The sequence below is a fragment of the Pseudomonas sp. GW823-FHT01D03 genome (assembly GCF_058798255.1).
Window position 1 is genome coordinate 5,181,920 of the sequence record NZ_JBXAKK010000001.1, and the last position, 18,704, is coordinate 5,200,623.

17 protein-coding genes and 4 tRNA genes are annotated in these 18,704 nt (G+C 60.5%); 5 read left to right on the top strand and 16 right to left on the bottom strand.

The window, feature by feature from the left end:
- Positions 1–46: 46 nt before the first annotated feature.
- The 7 genes from AC1RBR_RS22920 to rluD form a co-directional block, all read right to left on the bottom strand.
- Positions 47–123 (bottom strand) — tRNA-Pro (locus AC1RBR_RS22920).
- 97 nt (positions 124–220) lie between these two features.
- Positions 221–296: transfer RNA gene (locus AC1RBR_RS22925), tRNA-Lys, on the bottom strand.
- 5 nt (positions 297–301) lie between these two features.
- Positions 302–378 (bottom strand) — tRNA-Pro (locus AC1RBR_RS22930).
- A 9-nt stretch (positions 379–387) separates the two neighbouring features.
- Positions 388–463, bottom strand: a tRNA-Asn gene (locus AC1RBR_RS22935).
- Positions 464–758: 295 nt separating this feature from the next.
- The gene (gene clpB, locus AC1RBR_RS22940; protein ID WP_095140056.1) at positions 759–3,323 is read right to left on the bottom strand and encodes an ATP-dependent chaperone ClpB; all 2,565 of its coding nucleotides are present in this window, start codon (positions 3,321–3,323) and stop codon (positions 759–761) included.
- 131 nt (positions 3,324–3,454) lie between these two features.
- Positions 3,455–4,177: a peptidoglycan editing factor PgeF gene (pgeF, locus tag AC1RBR_RS22945; protein ID WP_492566717.1), complete on the bottom strand. Its 723-nt coding sequence runs from the start codon at positions 4,175–4,177 to the stop codon at positions 3,455–3,457.
- The gene (rluD, locus tag AC1RBR_RS22950; RefSeq protein WP_041065339.1) at positions 4,174–5,136 is read right to left on the bottom strand and encodes a 23S rRNA pseudouridine(1911/1915/1917) synthase RluD; all 963 of its coding nucleotides are present in this window, start codon (positions 5,134–5,136) and stop codon (positions 4,174–4,176) included. Before rluD ends, pgeF begins: the two co-directional genes overlap by 4 nt.
- A 150-nt stretch (positions 5,137–5,286) precedes the next feature.
- On the opposite strand from rluD, the gene AC1RBR_RS22955 reads away from it, so the two are divergent.
- From AC1RBR_RS22955 to AC1RBR_RS22970, 4 genes are all read left to right on the top strand, one after another.
- On the top strand, positions 5,287–6,309 hold the full coding sequence (locus AC1RBR_RS22955) for an outer membrane protein assembly factor BamD (protein ID WP_115986762.1): 1,023 nt from the start codon (positions 5,287–5,289) through the stop codon (positions 6,307–6,309).
- Positions 6,310–6,436: 127 nt separating this feature from the next.
- Positions 6,437–6,670 (top strand): PP0621 family protein, encoded by a 234-nt coding sequence (locus tag AC1RBR_RS22960; protein ID WP_027612810.1) that lies wholly within the window; start codon positions 6,437–6,439, stop codon positions 6,668–6,670.
- The gene (locus AC1RBR_RS22965) at positions 6,660–8,249 is read left to right on the top strand and encodes a sensor histidine kinase (protein ID WP_492567269.1); all 1,590 of its coding nucleotides are present in this window, start codon (positions 6,660–6,662) and stop codon (positions 8,247–8,249) included. Before AC1RBR_RS22960 ends, AC1RBR_RS22965 begins: the two co-directional genes overlap by 11 nt.
- Positions 8,246–9,592, top strand: a complete 1,347-nt coding sequence (locus AC1RBR_RS22970; protein WP_492566719.1) for a sigma-54-dependent transcriptional regulator — start codon at positions 8,246–8,248, stop codon at positions 9,590–9,592. Before AC1RBR_RS22965 ends, AC1RBR_RS22970 begins: the two co-directional genes overlap by 4 nt.
- 115 nt (positions 9,593–9,707) lie before the next feature.
- On the opposite strand, the gene thiO is transcribed toward AC1RBR_RS22970, so the two are convergent.
- From thiO to AC1RBR_RS23005, 7 genes are read right to left on the bottom strand one after another with little or no spacing between them, the layout of a single operon-like run.
- A complete protein-coding gene (gene thiO, locus AC1RBR_RS22975) occupies positions 9,708–10,808 on the bottom strand; it encodes a glycine oxidase ThiO (protein WP_492566721.1) in 1,101 nt (366 codons plus the stop codon).
- A gap of 57 nt (positions 10,809–10,865) precedes the next feature.
- Positions 10,866–11,267 (bottom strand): type IV pilin protein, encoded by a 402-nt coding sequence (locus AC1RBR_RS22980; RefSeq protein WP_492566722.1) that lies wholly within the window; start codon positions 11,265–11,267, stop codon positions 10,866–10,868.
- Between the two features lie 15 nt (positions 11,268–11,282).
- Positions 11,283–14,366: a pilus assembly protein gene (locus AC1RBR_RS22985; protein WP_492566724.1), complete on the bottom strand. Its 3,084-nt coding sequence runs from the start codon at positions 14,364–14,366 to the stop codon at positions 11,283–11,285.
- Positions 14,353–14,832: a pilus assembly PilX family protein gene (locus AC1RBR_RS22990; RefSeq protein WP_095139306.1), complete on the bottom strand. Its 480-nt coding sequence runs from the start codon at positions 14,830–14,832 to the stop codon at positions 14,353–14,355. The genes AC1RBR_RS22985 and AC1RBR_RS22990 overlap by 14 nt, the downstream gene beginning before the upstream one ends.
- Positions 14,833–14,843: 11 nt before the next feature.
- Positions 14,844–15,557, bottom strand: coding sequence for a PilW family protein (locus AC1RBR_RS22995; RefSeq protein WP_492566726.1), 714 nt, complete (start codon positions 15,555–15,557; stop codon positions 14,844–14,846).
- Positions 15,554–16,003, bottom strand: a complete 450-nt coding sequence (gene pilV / locus AC1RBR_RS23000) for a type IV pilus modification protein PilV (RefSeq protein WP_492566728.1) — start codon at positions 16,001–16,003, stop codon at positions 15,554–15,556. Before pilV ends, AC1RBR_RS22995 begins: the two co-directional genes overlap by 4 nt.
- A complete protein-coding gene (locus AC1RBR_RS23005; RefSeq protein ID WP_253150419.1) occupies positions 16,000–16,473 on the bottom strand; it encodes a GspH/FimT family pseudopilin in 474 nt (157 codons plus the stop codon). Before AC1RBR_RS23005 ends, pilV begins: the two co-directional genes overlap by 4 nt.
- A 130-nt stretch (positions 16,474–16,603) precedes the next feature.
- Between AC1RBR_RS23005 and AC1RBR_RS23010 the strand changes: the two genes are divergently transcribed.
- On the top strand, positions 16,604–17,173 hold the full coding sequence (locus AC1RBR_RS23010; RefSeq protein WP_492566730.1) for a GspH/FimT family pseudopilin: 570 nt from the start codon (positions 16,604–16,606) through the stop codon (positions 17,171–17,173).
- On the opposite strand, the gene ispH is transcribed toward AC1RBR_RS23010, so the two are convergent.
- Both ispH and fkpB read right to left on the bottom strand, forming a co-directional pair.
- Positions 17,130–18,074: a 4-hydroxy-3-methylbut-2-enyl diphosphate reductase gene (gene ispH, locus AC1RBR_RS23015; RefSeq protein WP_492566732.1), complete on the bottom strand. Its 945-nt coding sequence runs from the start codon at positions 18,072–18,074 to the stop codon at positions 17,130–17,132. The genes AC1RBR_RS23010 and ispH overlap by 44 nt on opposite strands.
- A 188-nt stretch (positions 18,075–18,262) precedes the next feature.
- Positions 18,263–18,700 (bottom strand): FKBP-type peptidyl-prolyl cis-trans isomerase, encoded by a 438-nt coding sequence (gene fkpB, locus AC1RBR_RS23020; RefSeq protein WP_177325639.1) that lies wholly within the window; start codon positions 18,698–18,700, stop codon positions 18,263–18,265.
- Between the last annotated feature and the right edge of the window lie 4 nt (positions 18,701–18,704).

Consider the following 18,704-nt stretch of genomic DNA (forward strand, 5'->3'; position numbering starts at 1 on the left):
CAGGCAAAAAAAATCCCCGTATCTTTCGATACGAGGATTTTCAATATGGTCGGGGTAAGGGGATTCGAACTCCTGACATCCTGCTCCCAAAGCAGGCGCGCTACCGGACTGCGCTATACCCCGGTAAAAAAAAGGCGACCTATCAAAGATCGCCTTCTTCGATCAGCGCTTTTGGCCTCTGATCTTAAGATTCGATCCCAGTGTTACCTGGTTTCAAAAATGGTGGGTCGTGTGGGATTCGAACCTACGACCAATTGGTTAAAAGCCAACTGCTCTACCAACTGAGCTAACGACCCAAAAATGGTCGGGGTAAGGGGATTCGAACTCCTGACATCCTGCTCCCAAAGCAGGCGCGCTACCGGACTGCGCTATACCCCGGCTTGAAATTGGCTCCGTGACCAGGACTCGAACCTGGGACCCAATGATTAACAGTCATTTGCTCTACCGACTGAGCTATCACGGAACTACATATTTCAATTTACAACGGTGAAACTTACAGCTCTTAGACGTCGTTCGCATCGCTGCGTTCGTGTGTCTGAGGCGCGCTATTCTACAACCTAGAACACCTCTGTCAACCCCCTAAATCGCTTTCAAGTTAATGATTTGCAACTTATTTCAGATTTCAGCTCAGTGAGCTGAGATGCTGCGGGTGACTGACTGCGGGGCGCACTTTACAAGCCTTTTCCTTAGAGTTCAACAGCCTAACGAAAAAAAGGCCTCGCAAAGCGAGGCCTTCCTTATTTCATTGGCTTTGCCGATCAGTCGAAAACGATTTCGTCGTTCACGACCTTGCCGGTTGCCGTATCGCCCGGCAGGAAATGGCCCGACAGGATCAACTGCGCCAACGGGTTTTCGATCCAGCGCTGGATCGCACGTTTCAGAGGACGTGCGCCATAGACCGGGTCGTAACCGACGGCAATCAGCTTGTCCATCGCTTCCGGGCTCAGTTCCAGCTTCAGCTCGCGCTCGGCCAGACGGCTGCGCAGACGACCCAGTTGGATCTCGGTAATGCCCGCGATCTGATCCCGCGCCAATGGCTCGAAGATCACCACTTCGTCGACCCGGTTGATGAACTCGGGACGGAAGTGACTGGTCAGCGCGTCCATTACCGCTGCACGCTGGGCCTCACGGTCACCGACCAGCTCCTGGATCTGCGACGAACCGAGGTTCGAGGTCATGACGATCACAGTATTGCGGAAATCCACGGTACGCCCGTGACTGTCGGTCAGACGTCCATCCTCCAGCACCTGCAGCAGAATGTTGAATACATCCGGGTGCGCTTTCTCGACCTCGTCCAGCAGGATCACCGAGTAAGGCTTGCGACGCACCGCTTCGGTCAGGTAACCGCCCTCCTCGTAACCCACGTAGCCTGGTGGTGCACCGATCAGCCGCGCCACGGAATGTTTCTCCATGAACTCGGACATGTCGATCCGCACCATCGCCTCCTCCGTATCGAAGAGGAATTCGGCCAGCGCCTTGCACAGCTCGGTTTTACCGACACCGGTCGGGCCGAGGAACATGAACGAGCCGCTTGGACGATTCGGATCCGCCAGCCCGGCACGCGAACGCCGTACCGCGTTGGAGACCGCAACCACCGCTTCGTCCTGGCCGATCACACGCTGGTGCAACAGGCTTTCCATCTTCATCAGCTTGTCGCGCTCGCCTTCGAGCATTTTCGACACCGGAATACCGGTCCACTTCGAAACGACTTCGGCGATTTCCTCTTCAGTCACCTTGCTGCGCAGCAACTGGTTTTCGCTCTTGCCGTGCTGGTCGACCATTTGCAGGCTGCGTTCCAGATCCGGGATCACCCCGTACTGCAATTCGGCCATGCGGTTGAGGTCGCCTTTGCGGCGCGCCGCTTCCAGTTCCTGACGCGACTGCTCGATTTTCTGCTGAATCTGCGCCGAACCCTGTACCTCGGCTTTTTCCGAGTTCCAGATTTCTTCCAGATCCGAGTACTCACGCTCGAGGCGGACAATTTCTTCCTGAAGTTTTTCCAGGCGCTTCATCGCCGCTTCATCGCTTTCTTTCTTCAGGGCCTGGGATTCAACCTTGAGCTGAATCAAACGACGCTCCAGACGATCCAGCACTTCCGGCTTGGAGTCGATCTCCATGCGGATACGGCTGGCGGCCTCGTCGATGAGGTCGATGGCCTTGTCCGGCAGCTGCCGGTCAGTGATGTAGCGATGGCTGAGCTTGGCCGCGGCGATGATCGCGCCGTCGGTGATCGCCACTTTATGGTGAACCTCATAACGTTCCTTGAGGCCACGCAGGATGGCGATGGTGTCTTCTTCGCTCGGCTCGTCCACCAAGACTTTCTGGAAACGCCGCTCAAGCGCCGCATCCTTCTCTATATATTGGCGGTACTCGTTGAGCGTGGTTGCGCCGACACAGTGCAGCTCACCGCGCGCCAGTGCCGGTTTGAGCATGTTGCCGGCATCCATCGAGCCTTCGCCTTTACCGGCGCCGACCATGGTGTGCAGTTCGTCGATGAACAGAATGATCTGCCCTTCCTGCTTCGACAGCTCGTTGAGCAGCGCTTTCAGGCGTTCCTCGAACTCACCGCGATACTTGGCACCGGCAATCAGCGCGCCCATGTCCAGCGACAGCAGACGTTTGCCCTTGAGGCCGTCCGGCACTTCGCCGTTGATGATGCGCTGGGCCAGACCTTCGGCAATCGCGGTTTTACCCACGCCAGGTTCACCGATCAGCACCGGGTTGTTCTTGGTGCGGCGCTGCAGAACCTGAATGGTGCGGCGAATTTCGTCGTCACGGCCGATCACCGGATCGAGCTTGCCGTCTTCAGCGCGCTTGGTCAGGTCGACGGTGTATTTATCCAGCGCCTGACGCGACTCTTCGTGGTTGGCGTCATTTACCGCCTCACCACCGCGCAGGTTGTTGATCGCGTTTTCCAGGGCTTTCTTGCTCACGCCCTGGCCGAGCAGCAGTTTGCCGAGCTTGCTGTTCTCGTCCATCGCGGCGAGCAGCACCAGCTCGCTGGAAATGAACTGGTCGCCCTTCTGCTGGGCCAGACGATCGGCCTGATTGAGCAGACGCGCCAGGTCCTGCGACATGTTGACGTCGCCGGTCGGGTTCTGGATTTTCGGTAATTGATCGAGCTCTTTGGTCAGCTCTTTGCGCAGGCTGTTGACGTCGAAGCCGACTTGCATCAACAGGGGTTTGATCGAACCACCCTGCTGTTCAAGCATCGCCTGCATCAAGTGCGCCGGCTCGATGGCCGGATGATCGTGGCCAACGGCCAGAGATTGGGCGTCGGACAACGCCAACTGTAATTTGCTGGTTAAACGGTCTATACGCATGGGGTCACCTTCCTTTTGAGCAGGCCGGACCTAAAAACCATCCTGAATAAAGAAACCTGCCAGATACCACTGTAGATGCGGTCGATTCTGGGAGATTCAAGCGTCAGCGAGTTGATTCAAGTCAGGCAAGTCTAGCGGGTGAGCCAGACAAGGGAGGCGAAACGGCCAGTGCGCGACGCACGGCGGTAAGAAAAGAAGCGTGGATCGGTCACGGTGCAGAAACCGCCGCCATAAACCGCAGTGACACCGCGTTCAGCCAGGCGCAGGCGCGCCAGCTGATAGATGTCAGCCATGAACTTGCCAGCATTGTGACTGGGCACGAAGGCGGATGCCGCTTCCGGCAATTGATTGACGAAGACTTCGCGTACTTCCGGGCCGACTTCAAAGGCTTTCGGGCCGATGGCCGGGCCAAGCCAGACCAGTACGTCCGCCGCAGCGGTGTCGAGATGATCGAAGGTGGCTTCAAGTACGCCCGCCGCCAACCCGCGCCAGCCGGCATGAGCCGCCGCGACGCGAGTACCGGCACGGTTGCAGAACAATGTCGGCAGGCAATCCGCGGTCATCGCCGTGCAGGCAATCCCGGGAGTCGCCGTCCAACTGGCATCGGCGGTGGCAACCACGCCCGGATCAGCATGGGCCACGGCAGTCCCGTGTACTTGCTGCAACCAGGCAGGCTTGATCGAGAACTGATCGGTCAGACGCCGACGATTCTCGGCGACCGCTTCCGGGCGATCATCGACGTGGTCGCCCAGATTGAGGCTGTCGAACGGCGCCTCGCTGACACCCCCCTCGCGGGTGGTGACACAGGCCTTGACGCTGGCCGGCGCAGGCCAGTCCGGCGTCAGCCAGTTCATCCGACGAATGCCTCGCGATCCTGCTTGAGCAGGGTCAGCAGCCAGACGAAATCTTCCGGCAGCGGCGATTCCCAGCTCATGCGCTCACCGGTGGTCGGATGATCCAGCTCAAGGAAGCGCGCGTGCAGCGCCTGACGCGGGAAGTGCTTGAGCGACTCGACCATGGTCGGGTTCGCGGCAGGCGGAATGCGGAAACGACCGCCGTACGCCGGGTCGCCGACCAACGGGAAGTTGATGTGCGACATATGCACACGGATCTGGTGGGTCCGGCCGGTTTCCAGTTTGACCCGCACATGCGTGTGGGAACGGAAACGCTCCAGCACGCGGTAGTGACTGACGGCGGGCTTGCCACCTTCCATCACGGCCATGCGCTGGCGCTGCTGACCATGACGGCCGATCGGGGCGTTGATCTTGCCCCCGGCGGTCACGACACCGATCACGATGCACTCGTAGATCCGGCTGACGCTGCGGCTTTGCAGCTGGGCAACGAGCTTGGTCTGCGCCTGAATGGTCTTGGCCACCACCATCAGACCGGTGGTGTCCTTGTCCAGGCGATGCACGATACCGGCGCGCGGGACATTGATGATGTCCGGCACGTGGTGCAGCAAGGCATTGAGCAAGGTGCCATCGGCGTGGCCGGCAGCCGGGTGCACCACCAGGCCCGCAGGCTTGTTGATCACCAGGATGTCGTCGTCTTCATAGACGATGTCGAGCTCGATGTCCTGGGCGATCCACTCGCCCTGGGCTTCCTGCTCGGCAGTCAGCTCAAGGACGGCACCGCCATGCACGATGTCGCGCGGGCGGATGACCGCCCCGTCCACAGTCAGGCGACCTTCTTTGATCCAGGCGGAAAGGCGCGAGCGTGAGTGCTCAGCGAAGAGTTGGGCGGCGACTTGATCGAGGCGTTGGCCGCCCAAATCGGACGGCACCTCTGCGCGAAGTTCAATTTTATCGGACATGCTCTGACTGGCGTCGGCACAGCCTTTGGTTTCGGCTGCGCGCTTGTGGTTAAATACGGCGTCTTTTGCCCCGAGGCTTTTCAACGGGGCGCTCATCATAACAGGACGGCCCCGCCCAAGACAGCGGCCGTCATAGGGACGCAAGCCGCCATGCAAGTGAAACACCTGCTGCTGATCGCCATCCTCGCATTGACCGCTGCTTGCTCATCGAAGGAAGTCGTCGACGAAAACCTGAGCGAAGCCGAGCTGTACCAGCAGGCTCAGACCGACCTGGACAACAACAGCTACACCAGCGCCACGGCCAAGCTGAAGGCTCTGGAGTCGCGCTATCCGTTCGGTCGCTACGCGGATCAGGCACAGCTTGAACTGATTTATGCCAACTATAAAAACGCCGAGCCGGAAGCTGCCAAGTCCGCCGCCGAGCGTTTTATCCGTTTGCACCCACAGCACCCGAACGTGGACTACGCCTACTACCTCAAGGGCCTGACCTCGTTCGACCAGGACGTCGGCCTGCTGGCGCGCTTCCTGCCGCTGGACATGACCAAGCGTGACCCGGGCGCTGCGCGCGACTCTTACAACGAGTTCGCCCAGCTGACCAGCCGCTACCCGAACAGCCGCTACGCACCGGACGCCAAGCAGCGCATGATCTATCTGCGCAACCTGCTGGCCGCGTACGAAATCCACGTCGCCGACTACTACCTGACCCGTCAGGCTTATGTAGCTGCAGCCAACCGTGGTCGTTACGTGGTGGAAAACTTCCAGGAAACCCCATCGGTCGGCGACGGCCTGGCGGTGATGACCGAGGCTTACCAGCGTCTGCACCTGGACGAACTGGCCGCCACCAGTCTGGAAACCCTGAAGCTCAACTACCCGAACCACCCGAGCCTGCAGGACGGCCAGTTCGTGCCTTCGGTTGCCGAATCCGACAACCGTTCGTGGCTGAGCAAGGCCACTCTGGGCCTGATCGAATCGCGTCCGCCGCTGCCGCCGGGAGAAACCCGCGCCAACCAGGACGTGCAGAAGCAGTTCCAGGACGCGAAAGACGCGATCCCGAACGAGCTCAAGCCTAAAGACGAAAACGGTGACGTGATCGAGGAAGAGCATCATGAAGCCGAAGGCAACAACGAAGACCGTTCGTGGTTCAGCTACATGACCTTCGGCGTGTTCGACTGATCACACCGGGTGTCACAAAAAAGGGAGATCTGCGGATCTCCCTTTTTCATGGCTGCGCGTTAATAGTCTGTGCGCCTGGCGGCGCCTTGGCTAAACTGCCGGATCATTAGCCGAAAAGCCGCCCATCATGCTTCGTTTACTGTTCTGGATTGTCCTGATTTTTGCTGCGGTATGGCTGTGGCGTAAATTCAAGGCGCCCGCCTCGTCTGCCCAATCGCCCCGCGAGCAAGACGCCGCGCCGATGGTGCGCTGCGCCCACTGCGGCGTGCACCTGCCCCGCGACCGCGCGCTGAACCTTCAGCAACAATGGTATTGCAGCCAGGCTCACCTTGAGCAAGGCCCGGGTGCCAGTGATCGCTGAGGTCGCCAACGCCGACCGTAAACAGGCTCAGCGCCTGCTGCGCCTGTATCATCTCTACCGTTTGAGCGTCGGCATCACGCTGGTGCTGCTGATCTCCAGCAACATGGACAACCGCCTGCTGACGTCGGCCGACGACGAACTGCTGCGCAGCGGCAGCTGGTTGTATCTGGTGCTGAACATCCTGCTGGTGGTGTTTCTGGAAAACACCCGGCGGCCGACGCAGTTGTTCAGTCTGGCGCTGGTGGATGTCCTGCTGCTGTGCGGGTTGTTCTACGCGGCGGGCGGGGTGGCCAGCGCGATCGGCAACCTGCTGATCGTCTCGGTGGCGATCAGCAACACCTTGCTGCGCCGGCGCATCGGCCTGCTGATTGCCGCCATCGGCGCACTCGGCATTGTCGGCTCCAGCTTTCTGCTGGGCTTCAGTCACCCCCTGAGCGCCAATGACTATCTGCAAGCCGGGACCCTCGGCGCCTTGTGTTTTGCCGCATCGCTGCTGGTCCAGGGCCTGATCCGGCGTCTGGAAGTCAGCGAAAATCTCGCCGAACAGCGTGCCAGCGAAGTCACCAGTCTTGAAGCCCTCAACGCCCTGATTCTGCAACGCATGCGCACCGGCATCCTGGTGCTCGACGAACAGCGTCGGGTGCAACTGGCCAACCACAGCGCGAAAAACCTGTTGGCCCAATCGCATCTTGAAGGTCATTTGATCAGCGACTACTCGCCGGCATTGGTCGAGCGTCTGCAACTGTGGCTGAGCAACCCGACCCTGCGCCCGCAGAGCCTGAAGATTCGCGGCAACGGCCTGGAACTGCAACCCAGCTTCATCGCCCTCGACCAGAGTCCCAACCAGCAAACCCTGGTGTTCCTCGAAGATCTGGCGCAAGTCGCGCAACAAGCCCAGCAGCTCAAACTCGCCGCGCTCGGGCGTCTGACCGCGGGCATCTCCCATGAAATCCGCAATCCACTGGGCGCCATCAGCCATGCCGCGCAGCTATTGGCGGAGTCCGAGGAACTCGATAGTGCTGATCGGCGTCTGACGCAGATCATTCAAGACCACTCCCAGCGCATGAACCGAGTCATCGAAAACGTCCTGCAACTGTCGCGCCGCCAGCAGAGCGCTCCGCAACGGCTGGATCTCAAGCCGTGGCTGGAACAGTTCGTCGCCGAGAGCCGCGAACAGGCCACTGAGCGGCAAATGATTCATTTGCGGATCAATTCCGGGGACTTCATCACGTTGATGGATCCCGACCAGCTCACGCAGATTCTCGACAATCTGTTACGCAACGGCTGGCGCCACAGTGCCCTGCTGCACGAGCAGGCCGAGGTCTGGCTGGCGCTGTTCGTCGACCCCGAAAGCCAACTGGCGGTGCTCGAAGTGCAGGACAATGGCCCGGGCGTCCCGTCCGATCAGCAGGCGCATCTGTTCGAGCCGTTTTTCACCACCAGTAGCCAAGGCACCGGCCTTGGGCTTTATCTGTCCCGTGAGCTGTGCGAAAGCAACCAGGCGCGCCTAGACTTCAAACCACGCCAAGGCGGCGGCTGCTTTCGCATCACCTTTGCTCACGGACGGAAACAAAGTTGAACACGAGCCCACGGCAAAAAATCCTCATCGTCGACGACGAACCGGATATCCGCGAACTCCTGGAAATCACCCTGGGACGGATGAAACTCGACACCTTCAGCGCACGCAACCTAGGCGAAGCCCAGGCGCTGTTGCAACGCAATGCGTTCGACCTGTGCCTGACCGACATGCGCCTGCCCGACGGCACGGGGCTGGACCTGGTGCAGCACATCCAGCAACGTCATCCGCAACTGCCGGTGGCGATGATCACCGCGTATGGCAGCCTGGAAACAGCGATCAATGCGCTGAAGGCCGGCGCCTTCGACTTCCTCACCAAGCCGGTTGATCTCACGCGCCTGCGTGAACTGGTCAGCACCGCACTGCGCATGCCTGCCGCCGGCGGCAGCGTCACCTCGATCGACCGCCGACTGCTGGGCGACTCGCCCCCAATGCGCGCTCTGCGCAAACAAATCGACAAGCTCGCCCGCAGTCAGGCTCCGGTCTACATCAGCGGCGAATCGGGCAGCGGCAAAGAGCTGGTCGCGCGGCTAATCCACGAACAAGGGCCGCGCGCGCAACAGCCGTTTATACCGGTCAACTGCGGGGCGATCCCTTCAGAGCTGATGGAGAGCGAGTTTTTTGGCCATCGCAAAGGCAGCTTCACCGGCGCGGTGGACGACAAACCGGGGCTGTTTCAGGCCGCGCACGGCGGCACCCTGTTTCTCGATGAAGTGGCGGATCTGCCGCTGTCGATGCAGGTCAAGCTGCTGCGGGCGATTCAGGAAAAAGCCGTGCGCAGCGTCGGCGGCCAGCAGGAAACCGTGGTCGATGTGCGCATTCTGTGCGCCACGCACAAAGACCTGGAAGCGGAAGTCGCCGCCGGGCGCTTCCGTCAGGATCTGTATTATCGGTTGAACGTGATCGAACTGCGGGTGCCGTCCCTGCGCGAACGGCGCGACGACATCGAAGTGCTGGCTGCGCAGATGCTCCAGCGCCTGGCCAGCAACAGTGGCCAGCCGGCAGCCCAATTGCACCCGCAAGCGCTTGAAGCACTGAAGCGTTATCGTTTTCCCGGAAATGTGCGAGAACTGGAGAATGTCCTCGAACGCGCGCACACGCTGTGCGAAAACCAAGTGATCGAGGCCGAGGATTTGCGCTTGAGCGAAGGGAGTTGCGCAGTAGAGGACGGTATTGCCGACCTGACGCAGATCGACAACCTTGAGGATTATCTGGAGAACGTCGAGCGCAAGCTGATCCTGCAGGCACTGGAGGAAACCCGCTGGAATCGCACGGCGGCGGCGCAGCGCTTGAGCCTTTCGTTTCGGTCGATGCGCTACAGGCTGAAGAAACTCGGTCTGGATTGAGGGCCCCTTCGCGAGCAAGCCCGCTCCCACATTGGATTTTGTGACCGACAAAGATCAACTGTGGGAGCGGGCTTGCTCGCGAAAACGGTCTGCCAGCCACCAGAGAACTACCTGACTAAATGCGACCTTCAGGCGCATACGGCGCCGGATCGATAATCGGCGCCCGCCCCAGCATCACATCGGCAAACAACTGACACGACGCCGGCGCCAGCACCAGGCCATTACGGTAATGCCCGCAGTTCAGCCACAACCCCTCAAACCCCGGCACCCGGCCGATATACGGAATCCCCTCCGGCGAGCCCGGGCGCAAACCGGCCCAGTGCCCCACCACTTCGGCCTCCGCCAGTGCCGGCAGCAGCTCGACCGCCGAAGCCTTGAGGCTCTGCAACGCGACATCGGTCGGGGTCTTGTCGAAGCCTTCGTGCTCCAGCGTACTGCCGATCAGAATGTGCCCGTCGCGACGCGGAATCGCATAACGTCCTTTGGCCAGCACCATGCTCGGCAGGAAATCCGCCGCACACTTGTAGAGAATCATCTGGCCCTTGACCGGCTCGACCGGCAGCGTCAGGTCCAGCGTCTTGAGCAGATCACCGCTCCATGCCCCGGCGGTCAGCACCACCTGATCGCCACTGGTCACGCCTTTGGACGTCTCGACGCCAACCACCCGCGCGCCTTCGCGAACAAACCCGCTGACTTCGCATTGCTCGTGAAGGGTCACGTTAGGCAGCGCCAGCAAAGCGGCTTTCAACGATTTGACCAGACGCGGGTTACGCACATTGGCCACATCAGCCATGTAGATCGCCCGGGAGAATCCACCGCCGAGCACCGGCACTGCGTCGTGTGCTGCAGAGATATCCACAGCCCGCAGCGGACGGTTTTCCCGTTCGGCCCAGGCCAGTGCTTCGGCTTCATCGTCCAGATCCAGCCAGTACAGGCCGGTGGTGTGCACTTCGGGATCAACCCCGGTATCGGCAAATAGCCGCTCGCCCAGCTGTGGATAAAAATCCTGCGACCAATGCGCCAGTGCGGTGACCGCCGGGCTGTAGCGCCACGGGTACAGCGGCGAAACAATGCCGCCGCCGGCCCAGGACGATTCCTGGCCGACGTTCGAGCGATCCAGCAGCACCACGCTGCGCACTTCGGAGGCGAGGTTGTAGGCGGTCAGCAGGCCAATCACCCCGCCACCGACAATCACCACTTGCTGTTGCCTGGTCATGTTTGATCCAACCGTAGAAAAGACAGTGGGCGCAAAAGGCGCCCTCAAGAAGGTACCTCAGCGGCCCCAGCAATCCTTGGTGGTCAGCCCGGTGGTAGCGTTGTTCATGCTTCTGACGCCAGTGTTGGTGAGGGTGAAGTCCCCGCACTTGTCGGTGGCCATGGCAGTGCCAGCCTTGCGCGTGGCGGTCAGCAGGAAGGTCTGGTCAGCGATCATCGGGGTGATGGTGTAGTAATCATTGCCCGTGCTCAGACCGGTGATGCCGGTGTAGACGTTGTTTTTGGTATAGAAGCGTTCGAGGCTCTGCGCCTGCTCCGAGAGCAGTGACACCACTTCGGCACGCCGGCCCTTTTTCAGGTATTCGGTGTAGCCCGGTGCAGCGATGGTGATGATGATGCCGATGATCGCAATCACGATCATGATCTCGATCAGGGTGAAGCCTTGGTTGACTCTGCGCATGCCTCAAACTCTCACTTACTGTATTTGTCGCCACATGATACGACGGCTGCCGCCGCCGGATTTTTCCACCAGTGTGGTGACGGTGCCACTGGAATCGTTGACGATCTTGCGCGTCGCGCCATTGACGATGGCGTTCAGGGTCGGAATCCCGCCGGTGAACACCACGCCGCTGGAAATCGTGTCGTTGCTGTCGACCACGCCATCGGCGTTGGTGTCGAGCACCGCGTAGTTGAGCATCTTACCGCTGAACGCATCGAGTTCGACCAGTTTGCCGGTGCCGAAACTGGCGCACGGGTCGGTGGTGTCGACACTGGCGGTGGTAAACACGATGCGCCCGAGCACCAGACTGGCCTGATTGATCACCCGCTCGCCGGTCAGCACGTTGTTGTACACCAAGGGCAGATACCAGCCCTTTTCCGCCGGATAAGTCGTATCGTTCTGGCTGGTGGTGATGAACTGCCCCGTACTGCCGGAGAACACTCCGGTCACTGCTTGCGTCTGCAGGCTGCTGACTGTCAGCTGCCCGGAACCGCCGTCGGCATCCCACACCGAATAAAATGCCTGCAGGTCCTTGTTGGTCTTGTCGGCGGTTTCGTTGAATTTGCCGGTGCCGAAAAATACCTGTTTGCCGCCCTGCGAATTGTCCGCCAGCAGCGGCTGCGCGGTGATCGGCTGAGTCGCTCCGCCCGCCGTGGTGAACAGCGGCTTGCCGGAAAACGCCACGCCCCAACTGTCGGTCGACGTCGCGCTCAGATCGAATTTCCACATACGCCCTTTCAAGTCACCGCCGTAAGCGGCCTGCACCACGTTCGACGAATTGACCTTGAGCTTCACCGACGACAGGCCATTGGTGGTTTCGGTGCTGTCGATCACGATTTTCTTGATCAGCGAACCGTCACGCACATCCAGCACATACAACGCCGCCACACCGGAGTTGCTGCCATAGCCATTGGCGATGAATGCCGCCCAGCGACCATCGGCCAAGCGTGCCACTTCCGGTCGGGCATAGGCGTAACCCAGATCATTGAATGCATTGGCGGTGTTTGCCGTGGCGGGCGCACTGACCTCCCACAGGGCGCTGAGCACATTGCCGGCGGACGCGTCGAACAGTTGCAGCGCGTAGAAAGTCTTGCCGCCGGCGCCGGTGCCGCCAATGGCCAGGGTTTTCCAGGCGCTGTTGATTTGCGCGTCATACACACCGACCTGACCGTCCACCAGAAACTTGTGGCTGACGCCGTTGATGTAAGCAGGATCTGCAATCAGCCGCAGCGACGGCAACACGCTGGACGGCATGTAGGCATAGCGTCGAGTGCCGTTGGCCGAGTTGATCACATTGACGAAACCGTCGTTGGCATTCACCACCAGACTCGAATTCATATTCGCCGCTTTGGTGGTCAGGTACGTGGTGTAGGTGGTGTCACCCGAGAGGTCGGAGGCGGTTTTGTCGCCGGGCGAGGCCAGCACCAGCGGCGAGTTGACGATGTCGCCGAGCAATACTCTGCGCACCTTCAGCCCGGCCTTGTTGGTGCCCTTGCTCCACTCCACCAGATCGTTACCGCTGATGCCGGTGGGCAGGCCCTGGCTGAGCGTGGTCTGCTGGGCAGCGGAAAAGTTGCCGTAGGCCAGAGTGACGGCGGCGTTGCTGCCGGTGTTCCATGATTGATAAGTCGGTGCGGTAGCGCCCGGGACGATTGTGGTGTCGGTACTCCACAACGCTGCCGAGGTATTCACCGCGCCAGCCGAGGTGAAACCGAAGGACTTGATCGTCCCGCGCCAGTCTTTGGGGTCATAGCTGGTCTGGAAATAACGGGTGCCACTGGCCAGCGTGGTGCCGCTGGTGACCCCGCTGCCGCCAGAGCCGGCCTTGGAGGTGATGTCGCTCAACGCCGAGGACAGTGCGGCATTGAGGCCCGTGCTGTCGGTCGCCTGGTAATACCTGCCCTGCCCGTAAGCAGCGGCGTCCGACAACATGTCATTGTCGGCGGTAAAACCCACGGTGTAGGTGTTCATGTTCTGCTTGGGAAAATCCACCGCGTTCCAGCTTTTGCCGGCGGCGTCAGTACCGGTCGAACGCATGTCGATGTCGAAGGCGAATTTGGCAATATCGTCGAGATACAGCGTGTCGCCCTCGCTATCACCATTGAGGTTGTTGCCGTCATTGTTGATGCCGTCCCAGTTCGGCAGGCGACTGCCACCCAGCGGATCATTGCTCGGGAAGGTGCGGTCGTAAGTCGGCAAACCGTCGGTGATCACCACGCCGTAGTTCTTCTGGCAACGGTACTGGATCGGGCTGGTGTAGGTCGTCGGCGTGCTGTTGTAGTACGGGGCCATGCCACGCATGTAGCGAGTGATTTCGTAATAGGTTTCCGCCAGCGGCGTATTGGCCACGGCGCTCAAACCGTTGATCGCAGAAATCAGCGCGTTGTAGTTGGCGTCGGCCTGTGCCTGGGTCACGCTGCCGGACACCGGTGACAAGTCGCTGATCGAACGCGCGATGTAACCGCCATTGCCCGAGTTGTTACTGGTGGCCGGATTGAAGGTCGACAGGCCCATGCGCAAGGTACGGTTGCTGGTGACCAGCGCGGTGGACACGTTGCGCGCCACGTTGATCCGATAGTCGTTGGGAATTGCCCCGTTGGTGAAGTCGCGGGTGCCGTTGTTGATCGCCAGCCCGACAACGTAGGCGATGTAGTCCCCGGTGTAGCGGGTGTTGCCGCCACCCACCGGATCCGGCAGTTTCAGGCACAGCGGCGCAACACTGTTGTTGTAAAAGGCATAGGCCCCACCGGAACAACCGGAGGTCGGCAGGCTTGAGAGAAACACCGAATCACCGGTAATGGCGGTCGAACTCAGGCACAGTCCGAGCAACGCGTTGCACTGCCGGGCGGGTGTGCGATCAACGCCGGGATCGAATCCTGGCGCATAAATAATGCTGTTCATGCTGCCGGAATCGTCGATCAGCAACATCACGTTGGGCGACACTGCCGCCGCGCTCAACAGCGGCGAATCGGACGGAGTAAACGCATACGCCGGCGCCGCCAGATACAGGCCCAGCAACACGCCGGCCAACAAGGTCCGGAAGCGCTCAATACTTCGCATAGACACTCTCCACCACACTGCGCGAAGTACCGGCGATGCCGACTGCCGTCACTCGATACAGGGTCGCCGAAGTGTTACTCGGCACGTTCACTGCCGTCAGGGTCGTGCCAATGTTCTGCACCCCATAAAAGCCGTTACCGGCTGCGATCCACGTGACCCCGGAAGTCGAATTGAACCCCGCCGCGCTGACCACCGATGACTCCGCCGGGGGCGCACATTGCGTGGTACTGGCGCAGACGGCCAGCGAATAACTGTCGAGCTGCACCGCACTCTCGCCGATACGCAGCGCGGCCTCTGCGGTCTGGAACGACTGATTACGCAGGCTGACGCTGCCGGCCATTTTTTCCTGCAGGTTGGCGCTTTGCATCGAGGACAGGCCGATCAGTGTCAGCAGCAACAAAAACACCAGACTGACCAGCAACACCATACCGCGCTGGTTTTGCCGCTGCTCGAAAGTCATCCTCATCGGCCCGGCCCTCATTGCAGGCGGTTGCGCAAAGCGGCAACCACGTTGAAGGTTTGATTGGCCACCCGGTTGTTCGGGTCAGTGAGAGTCAGGCTCAGGCGCACACTGCGGATGCGCGCCGGATCGCTGGGGTTGGCGCTGTAGGAGGACGCCGCGACGTCGGTAGCCGACGCGGCCAGACCGAAGGTCACGTTAAAGGCACTGACGTTATTCACCAGCACCTGCTGGGTCGGATTGCCGCTGCCGGTGCCCATGAGGATCTGGTTGTTGCTGAAGCTATAGATCAGGCGGCGGATCGGAAAGGCGATCTGCCCGCTCGCCGCCGCGCGCAACCCGGTATAGGCCGTGGCGCTGTTGCGGCAATCGGAGATCACCGTCCAGGTCGGCGTACCGCCACTGCCGCCAACGTCAGCAGTGACCAGAGTCAGTTTGAGATTGCTGTTATCCCAACTGATCGGTGTGACTTGCGCCGCGTTGAAATCCCCTGCCGAACTCGCGTCGGTAATGCTGCCGAGGCAGCCGAACATGCCGACCATGCGCAGTTCCTGAATCATCTTGCTCAGGACAAAACGTGCGTCTTCTTGCATCGCGGCCGCGGTGTTCTGGCTGACGTAAGTGTTTTTAGCGGTGAGAAACGTCTGCACCACGCCCAGCACGATGATCAGCCCGAGCGCCAGGGCAATGAGCATTTCGATCAGGCCGAAACCACGGTTGTATTGCTTCATGGCGTGGCCACCGGATCGACCGTGGCACGGCTGGTCAGGACGAAACTGCGCGTGGTACCGCTGGCATTCGCGGCCCGTGAGTCATTCCAGTTGATGGTGATGGTGTACACCCGCTGATTGCGGGTGATCGTGCCGGTGGCGCTCGGCCCGCCGAAATTGACGATGCTGGTGGTGAAATCGTAGAGATCCTGATCGCGGGCGACACTGAGGTTGCCCGAGGTCGGTGGTGTCACCGTGTAATCGGCAGCGGCGTTGGCGCGGATGCGATCCATCATGTCGTAGGCGATAAAACTCGCCTGGCTGGTCATGCGCGAACTGTCGGTGTACTTCAGCGAATTCACTTGAACAGCTGCCGCGCCCAATATGCCAACGGTCAGAATCAGCAACGCGACCAGCACTTCGATCAGCGACATGCCCTCCTGTGCCTGTGTGCTCCCTGCCCTCATCCGCAACTTCCACCCAATTGAATTCGTCCGTTCAGACACACGTTCAGCGTCCTGCTTTGCGTTCCCAGCGCGTAGCTGATGACCACCGCCGTCGACGGCGCCGCCAGGCCGCCCAGATTATTGAAATCCAGTGCGGTCACTCCTGAGGGTAGCGTCAGAGTCGCGCCGCTGCTCATCGCTGGAACAACCCGCAATACATTGGCCGAAGTGCCAGTACTGTCGTAGACCGACAATTCGCCGGTCCACACGCTGCCGCCGGCGCTCGGGCGCAAGCGTGTGGTCACGCCACGATCAATCGCCTCCAGCCGCGCATAGTTGATGGCGCGCTGCAAGTCGCCCATTTCGGTATCGGCCTTGCTGCTCTGGATCGAGCGAGTGAAACCCGGCACCGCCAGGGTTATGAGGATCACCATCACCGCGACCGCAGCCAACAACTCAGGCAGCGTGAAACCTTTTGTATGACGATCCATCGATGCCCTCCGTTGCCGTCGGCTATACCTGCTTCTACAAACTAGAACATTCAACCGGCCTGCGTCGGTTGATTTGCCCTGCCCGGCGCACGGATCGCGTCTGGCCTCATGCTTCAGGGAGGAAGTGCTCATGCCGCAACAGGGTTTCAGTCTGATCGAATTGCTTATGGGACTGGCGATTGGCGCAATTGTTCTGGCGCTGGTCAGTCCGGCGTTTGCCGCCTTCAACGAATCGACTCAGCGCGACCATGCGGCGCAGTCGCTGCTCGACGGGATTCGCAACGCCCGCACCCAGGCCATCACTCGCAATCAGAGCGTGGTGATCCATGGCATCAATGGCGACTGGAGTCAGGGCTGGCGGATCATTCTGGATATCAGCGGCAAGGGGCCGCAGGACAGCAGCAATCCACTGCTGCAGGAACAAGCGAGTGACGGGCGGACACCGATTGTCGGCAATTGGGCGGTCAGTCGTTATGTACGTTTCAGCAATCTGGGACAACCGCTGATGCCCGGGCGGGCCTTTCAGGCAGGGACATTACATATCTGTTCGGCACGCGAGCCGGTCAGCCAGCGCCAGGTGGTGCTGGCGGCGACCGGCCGGGTGCGCCTGACCAGCGCGAAGGCTGAGCAGGCACTGTGCCTGAAGGCGAAGAGCGTCAGATCGAGCGGACGCGCAGCTCTTTCGGCATCGAGAACGTGATGTTCTCTTCGCGGCCGGCCAGTTCATCGGCACCGGTCGCTCCCCAGGCTTGCAACTGCTGGATCACGCCACGCACCAATACTTCCGGCGCGGAAGCACCGGCGGTGATGCCGATGCGCTCGACACCATCGAACCAGCTCTTCTGCAGGTCTTCGGCGCCGTCGATCAGGTAGGCCGGCGTGGCCATGCGTTCAGCCAGTTCGCGCAGACGGTTGGAGTTGGAGCTGTTCGGACTGCCGACCACCAACACCACGTCGCATTCGTCAGCCAGTTGCTTGACCGCGTCCTGACGATTTTGCGTGGCGTAGCAGATGTCGTCCTTGCGCGGGCCACCAATGGCCGGGAAGCGTGTGCGCAGGGCATCGATCACCCGACTGGTGTCGTCCATCGACAGAGTGGTCTGAGTCACGAACGCGAGCTTTTCCGGGTTACGCACTTGCAGGTCGGCTACGTCTTTCTCGTCTTCGACGAGGTAGATCGCGCCGCCATTGCTAGCGTCGTACTGGCCCATGGTGCCTTCGACTTCCGGGTGACCGGCGTGGCCGATCAGGATGCACTCACGGCCGTCGCGGCTGTATTTCGCGACTTCGATGTGCACCTTGGTCACCAGCGGGCAAGTGGCGTCGAATACCTTCAGGCCACGGCCGGCGGCTTCATTGCGCACGGCCTGGGAAACGCCGTGGGCACTGAAGATCACAATGACGTCGTCCGGTACCTGATCCAGTTCTTCGACGAAAATCGCGCCACGGCTGCGCAGGTCTTCGACGACGAACTTGTTGTGCACCACTTCATGACGCACATAGATCGGCGGCCCGAAGACTTCCAGGGCGCGGTTGACGATTTCGATCGCCCGGTCCACGCCGGCGCAGAAGCCACGGGGGTTGGCGAGTTTGATTTGCATGCTGTGCCTCGTGTCTTGCGCGCGAAAAAAATTTACGTCCTGCTGATCGAGCACATTGCTCAAATACAGCAAAAATCCAATGTGGGAGCGGGCTTGCTCGCGAAAGCAGTGTGTCAGACAACTTCTATGTTGAATGTCAGTCAGCATTCGCGAGCAAGCCCGCTCCCACAATTGTTCTGCGGTGTCACTCAGATCGCTTTGACGTTGATGATCTCGACGTCAAAGGTCAGCGTCTTGCCGGCCAGCGGGTGGTTGAAGTCGATGGTCACTTGCGCGTCGTCGAACTCTTTCACCACACCCGGCAGCTCAGTATTGGCCGCATCATTGAAGATCACCAGCAAACCCGGCGACAACTCCATGTCGACGAACTGCGAACGCGGGATGATCTGTACGTTTTGCGGGTTCGGCTGGCCGAAAGCGTTTTCCGGCTCGACGGTCAGCGTACGCTTGTCGCCGGCCTTGAAGCCGAACAAAGCGGCTTCGAAACCCGGCAGCAGGTTGCCGTCGCCAACCTTGAAGGTCGCCGGGGCCTTGTCGAACGTGCTGTCGACCGTATCGCCGTTCTCCAGGCGCAATGCAAAGTGCAAAGTGACTTCCGTGTTCTGACCGATGCGTTGCTCAGCCAATACC

Coding starts and splice junctions, on each gene's coding strand:
- AC1RBR_RS22955 (WP_115986762.1), top strand. CDS start 5,287: ATGCAAGTGAAACACCTGCTGCTGATCGCCATCCTCGCATTGACCGCT.
- ispH (WP_492566732.1), bottom strand. CDS start 18,074: ATGCAAATCAAACTCGCCAACCCCCGTGGCTTCTGCGCCGGCGTGGAC.
- AC1RBR_RS22995 (WP_492566726.1), bottom strand. CDS start 15,557: ATGAAGCAATACAACCGTGGTTTCGGCCTGATCGAAATGCTCATTGCC.
- AC1RBR_RS22980 (WP_492566722.1), bottom strand. CDS start 11,267: ATGCGCAGAGTCAACCAAGGCTTCACCCTGATCGAGATCATGATCGTG.
- AC1RBR_RS22985 (WP_492566724.1), bottom strand. CDS start 14,366: ATGCGAAGTATTGAGCGCTTCCGGACCTTGTTGGCCGGCGTGTTGCTG.
- AC1RBR_RS23005 (WP_253150419.1), bottom strand. CDS start 16,473: ATGGATCGTCATACAAAAGGTTTCACGCTGCCTGAGTTGTTGGCTGCG.
- AC1RBR_RS22960 (WP_027612810.1), top strand. CDS start 6,437: ATGCTTCGTTTACTGTTCTGGATTGTCCTGATTTTTGCTGCGGTATGG.
- pgeF (WP_492566717.1), bottom strand. CDS start 4,177: ATGAACTGGCTGACGCCGGACTGGCCTGCGCCGGCCAGCGTCAAGGCC.
- pilV (WP_492566728.1), bottom strand. CDS start 16,003: ATGAGGGCAGGGAGCACACAGGCACAGGAGGGCATGTCGCTGATCGAA.
- AC1RBR_RS22990 (WP_095139306.1), bottom strand. CDS start 14,832: ATGAGGATGACTTTCGAGCAGCGGCAAAACCAGCGCGGTATGGTGTTG.
- clpB (WP_095140056.1), bottom strand. CDS start 3,323: ATGCGTATAGACCGTTTAACCAGCAAATTACAGTTGGCGTTGTCCGAC.
- AC1RBR_RS23010 (WP_492566730.1), top strand. CDS start 16,604: ATGCCGCAACAGGGTTTCAGTCTGATCGAATTGCTTATGGGACTGGCG.
- thiO (WP_492566721.1), bottom strand. CDS start 10,808: ATGACCAGGCAACAGCAAGTGGTGATTGTCGGTGGCGGGGTGATTGGC.
- rluD (WP_041065339.1), bottom strand. CDS start 5,136: ATGTCCGATAAAATTGAACTTCGCGCAGAGGTGCCGTCCGATTTGGGC.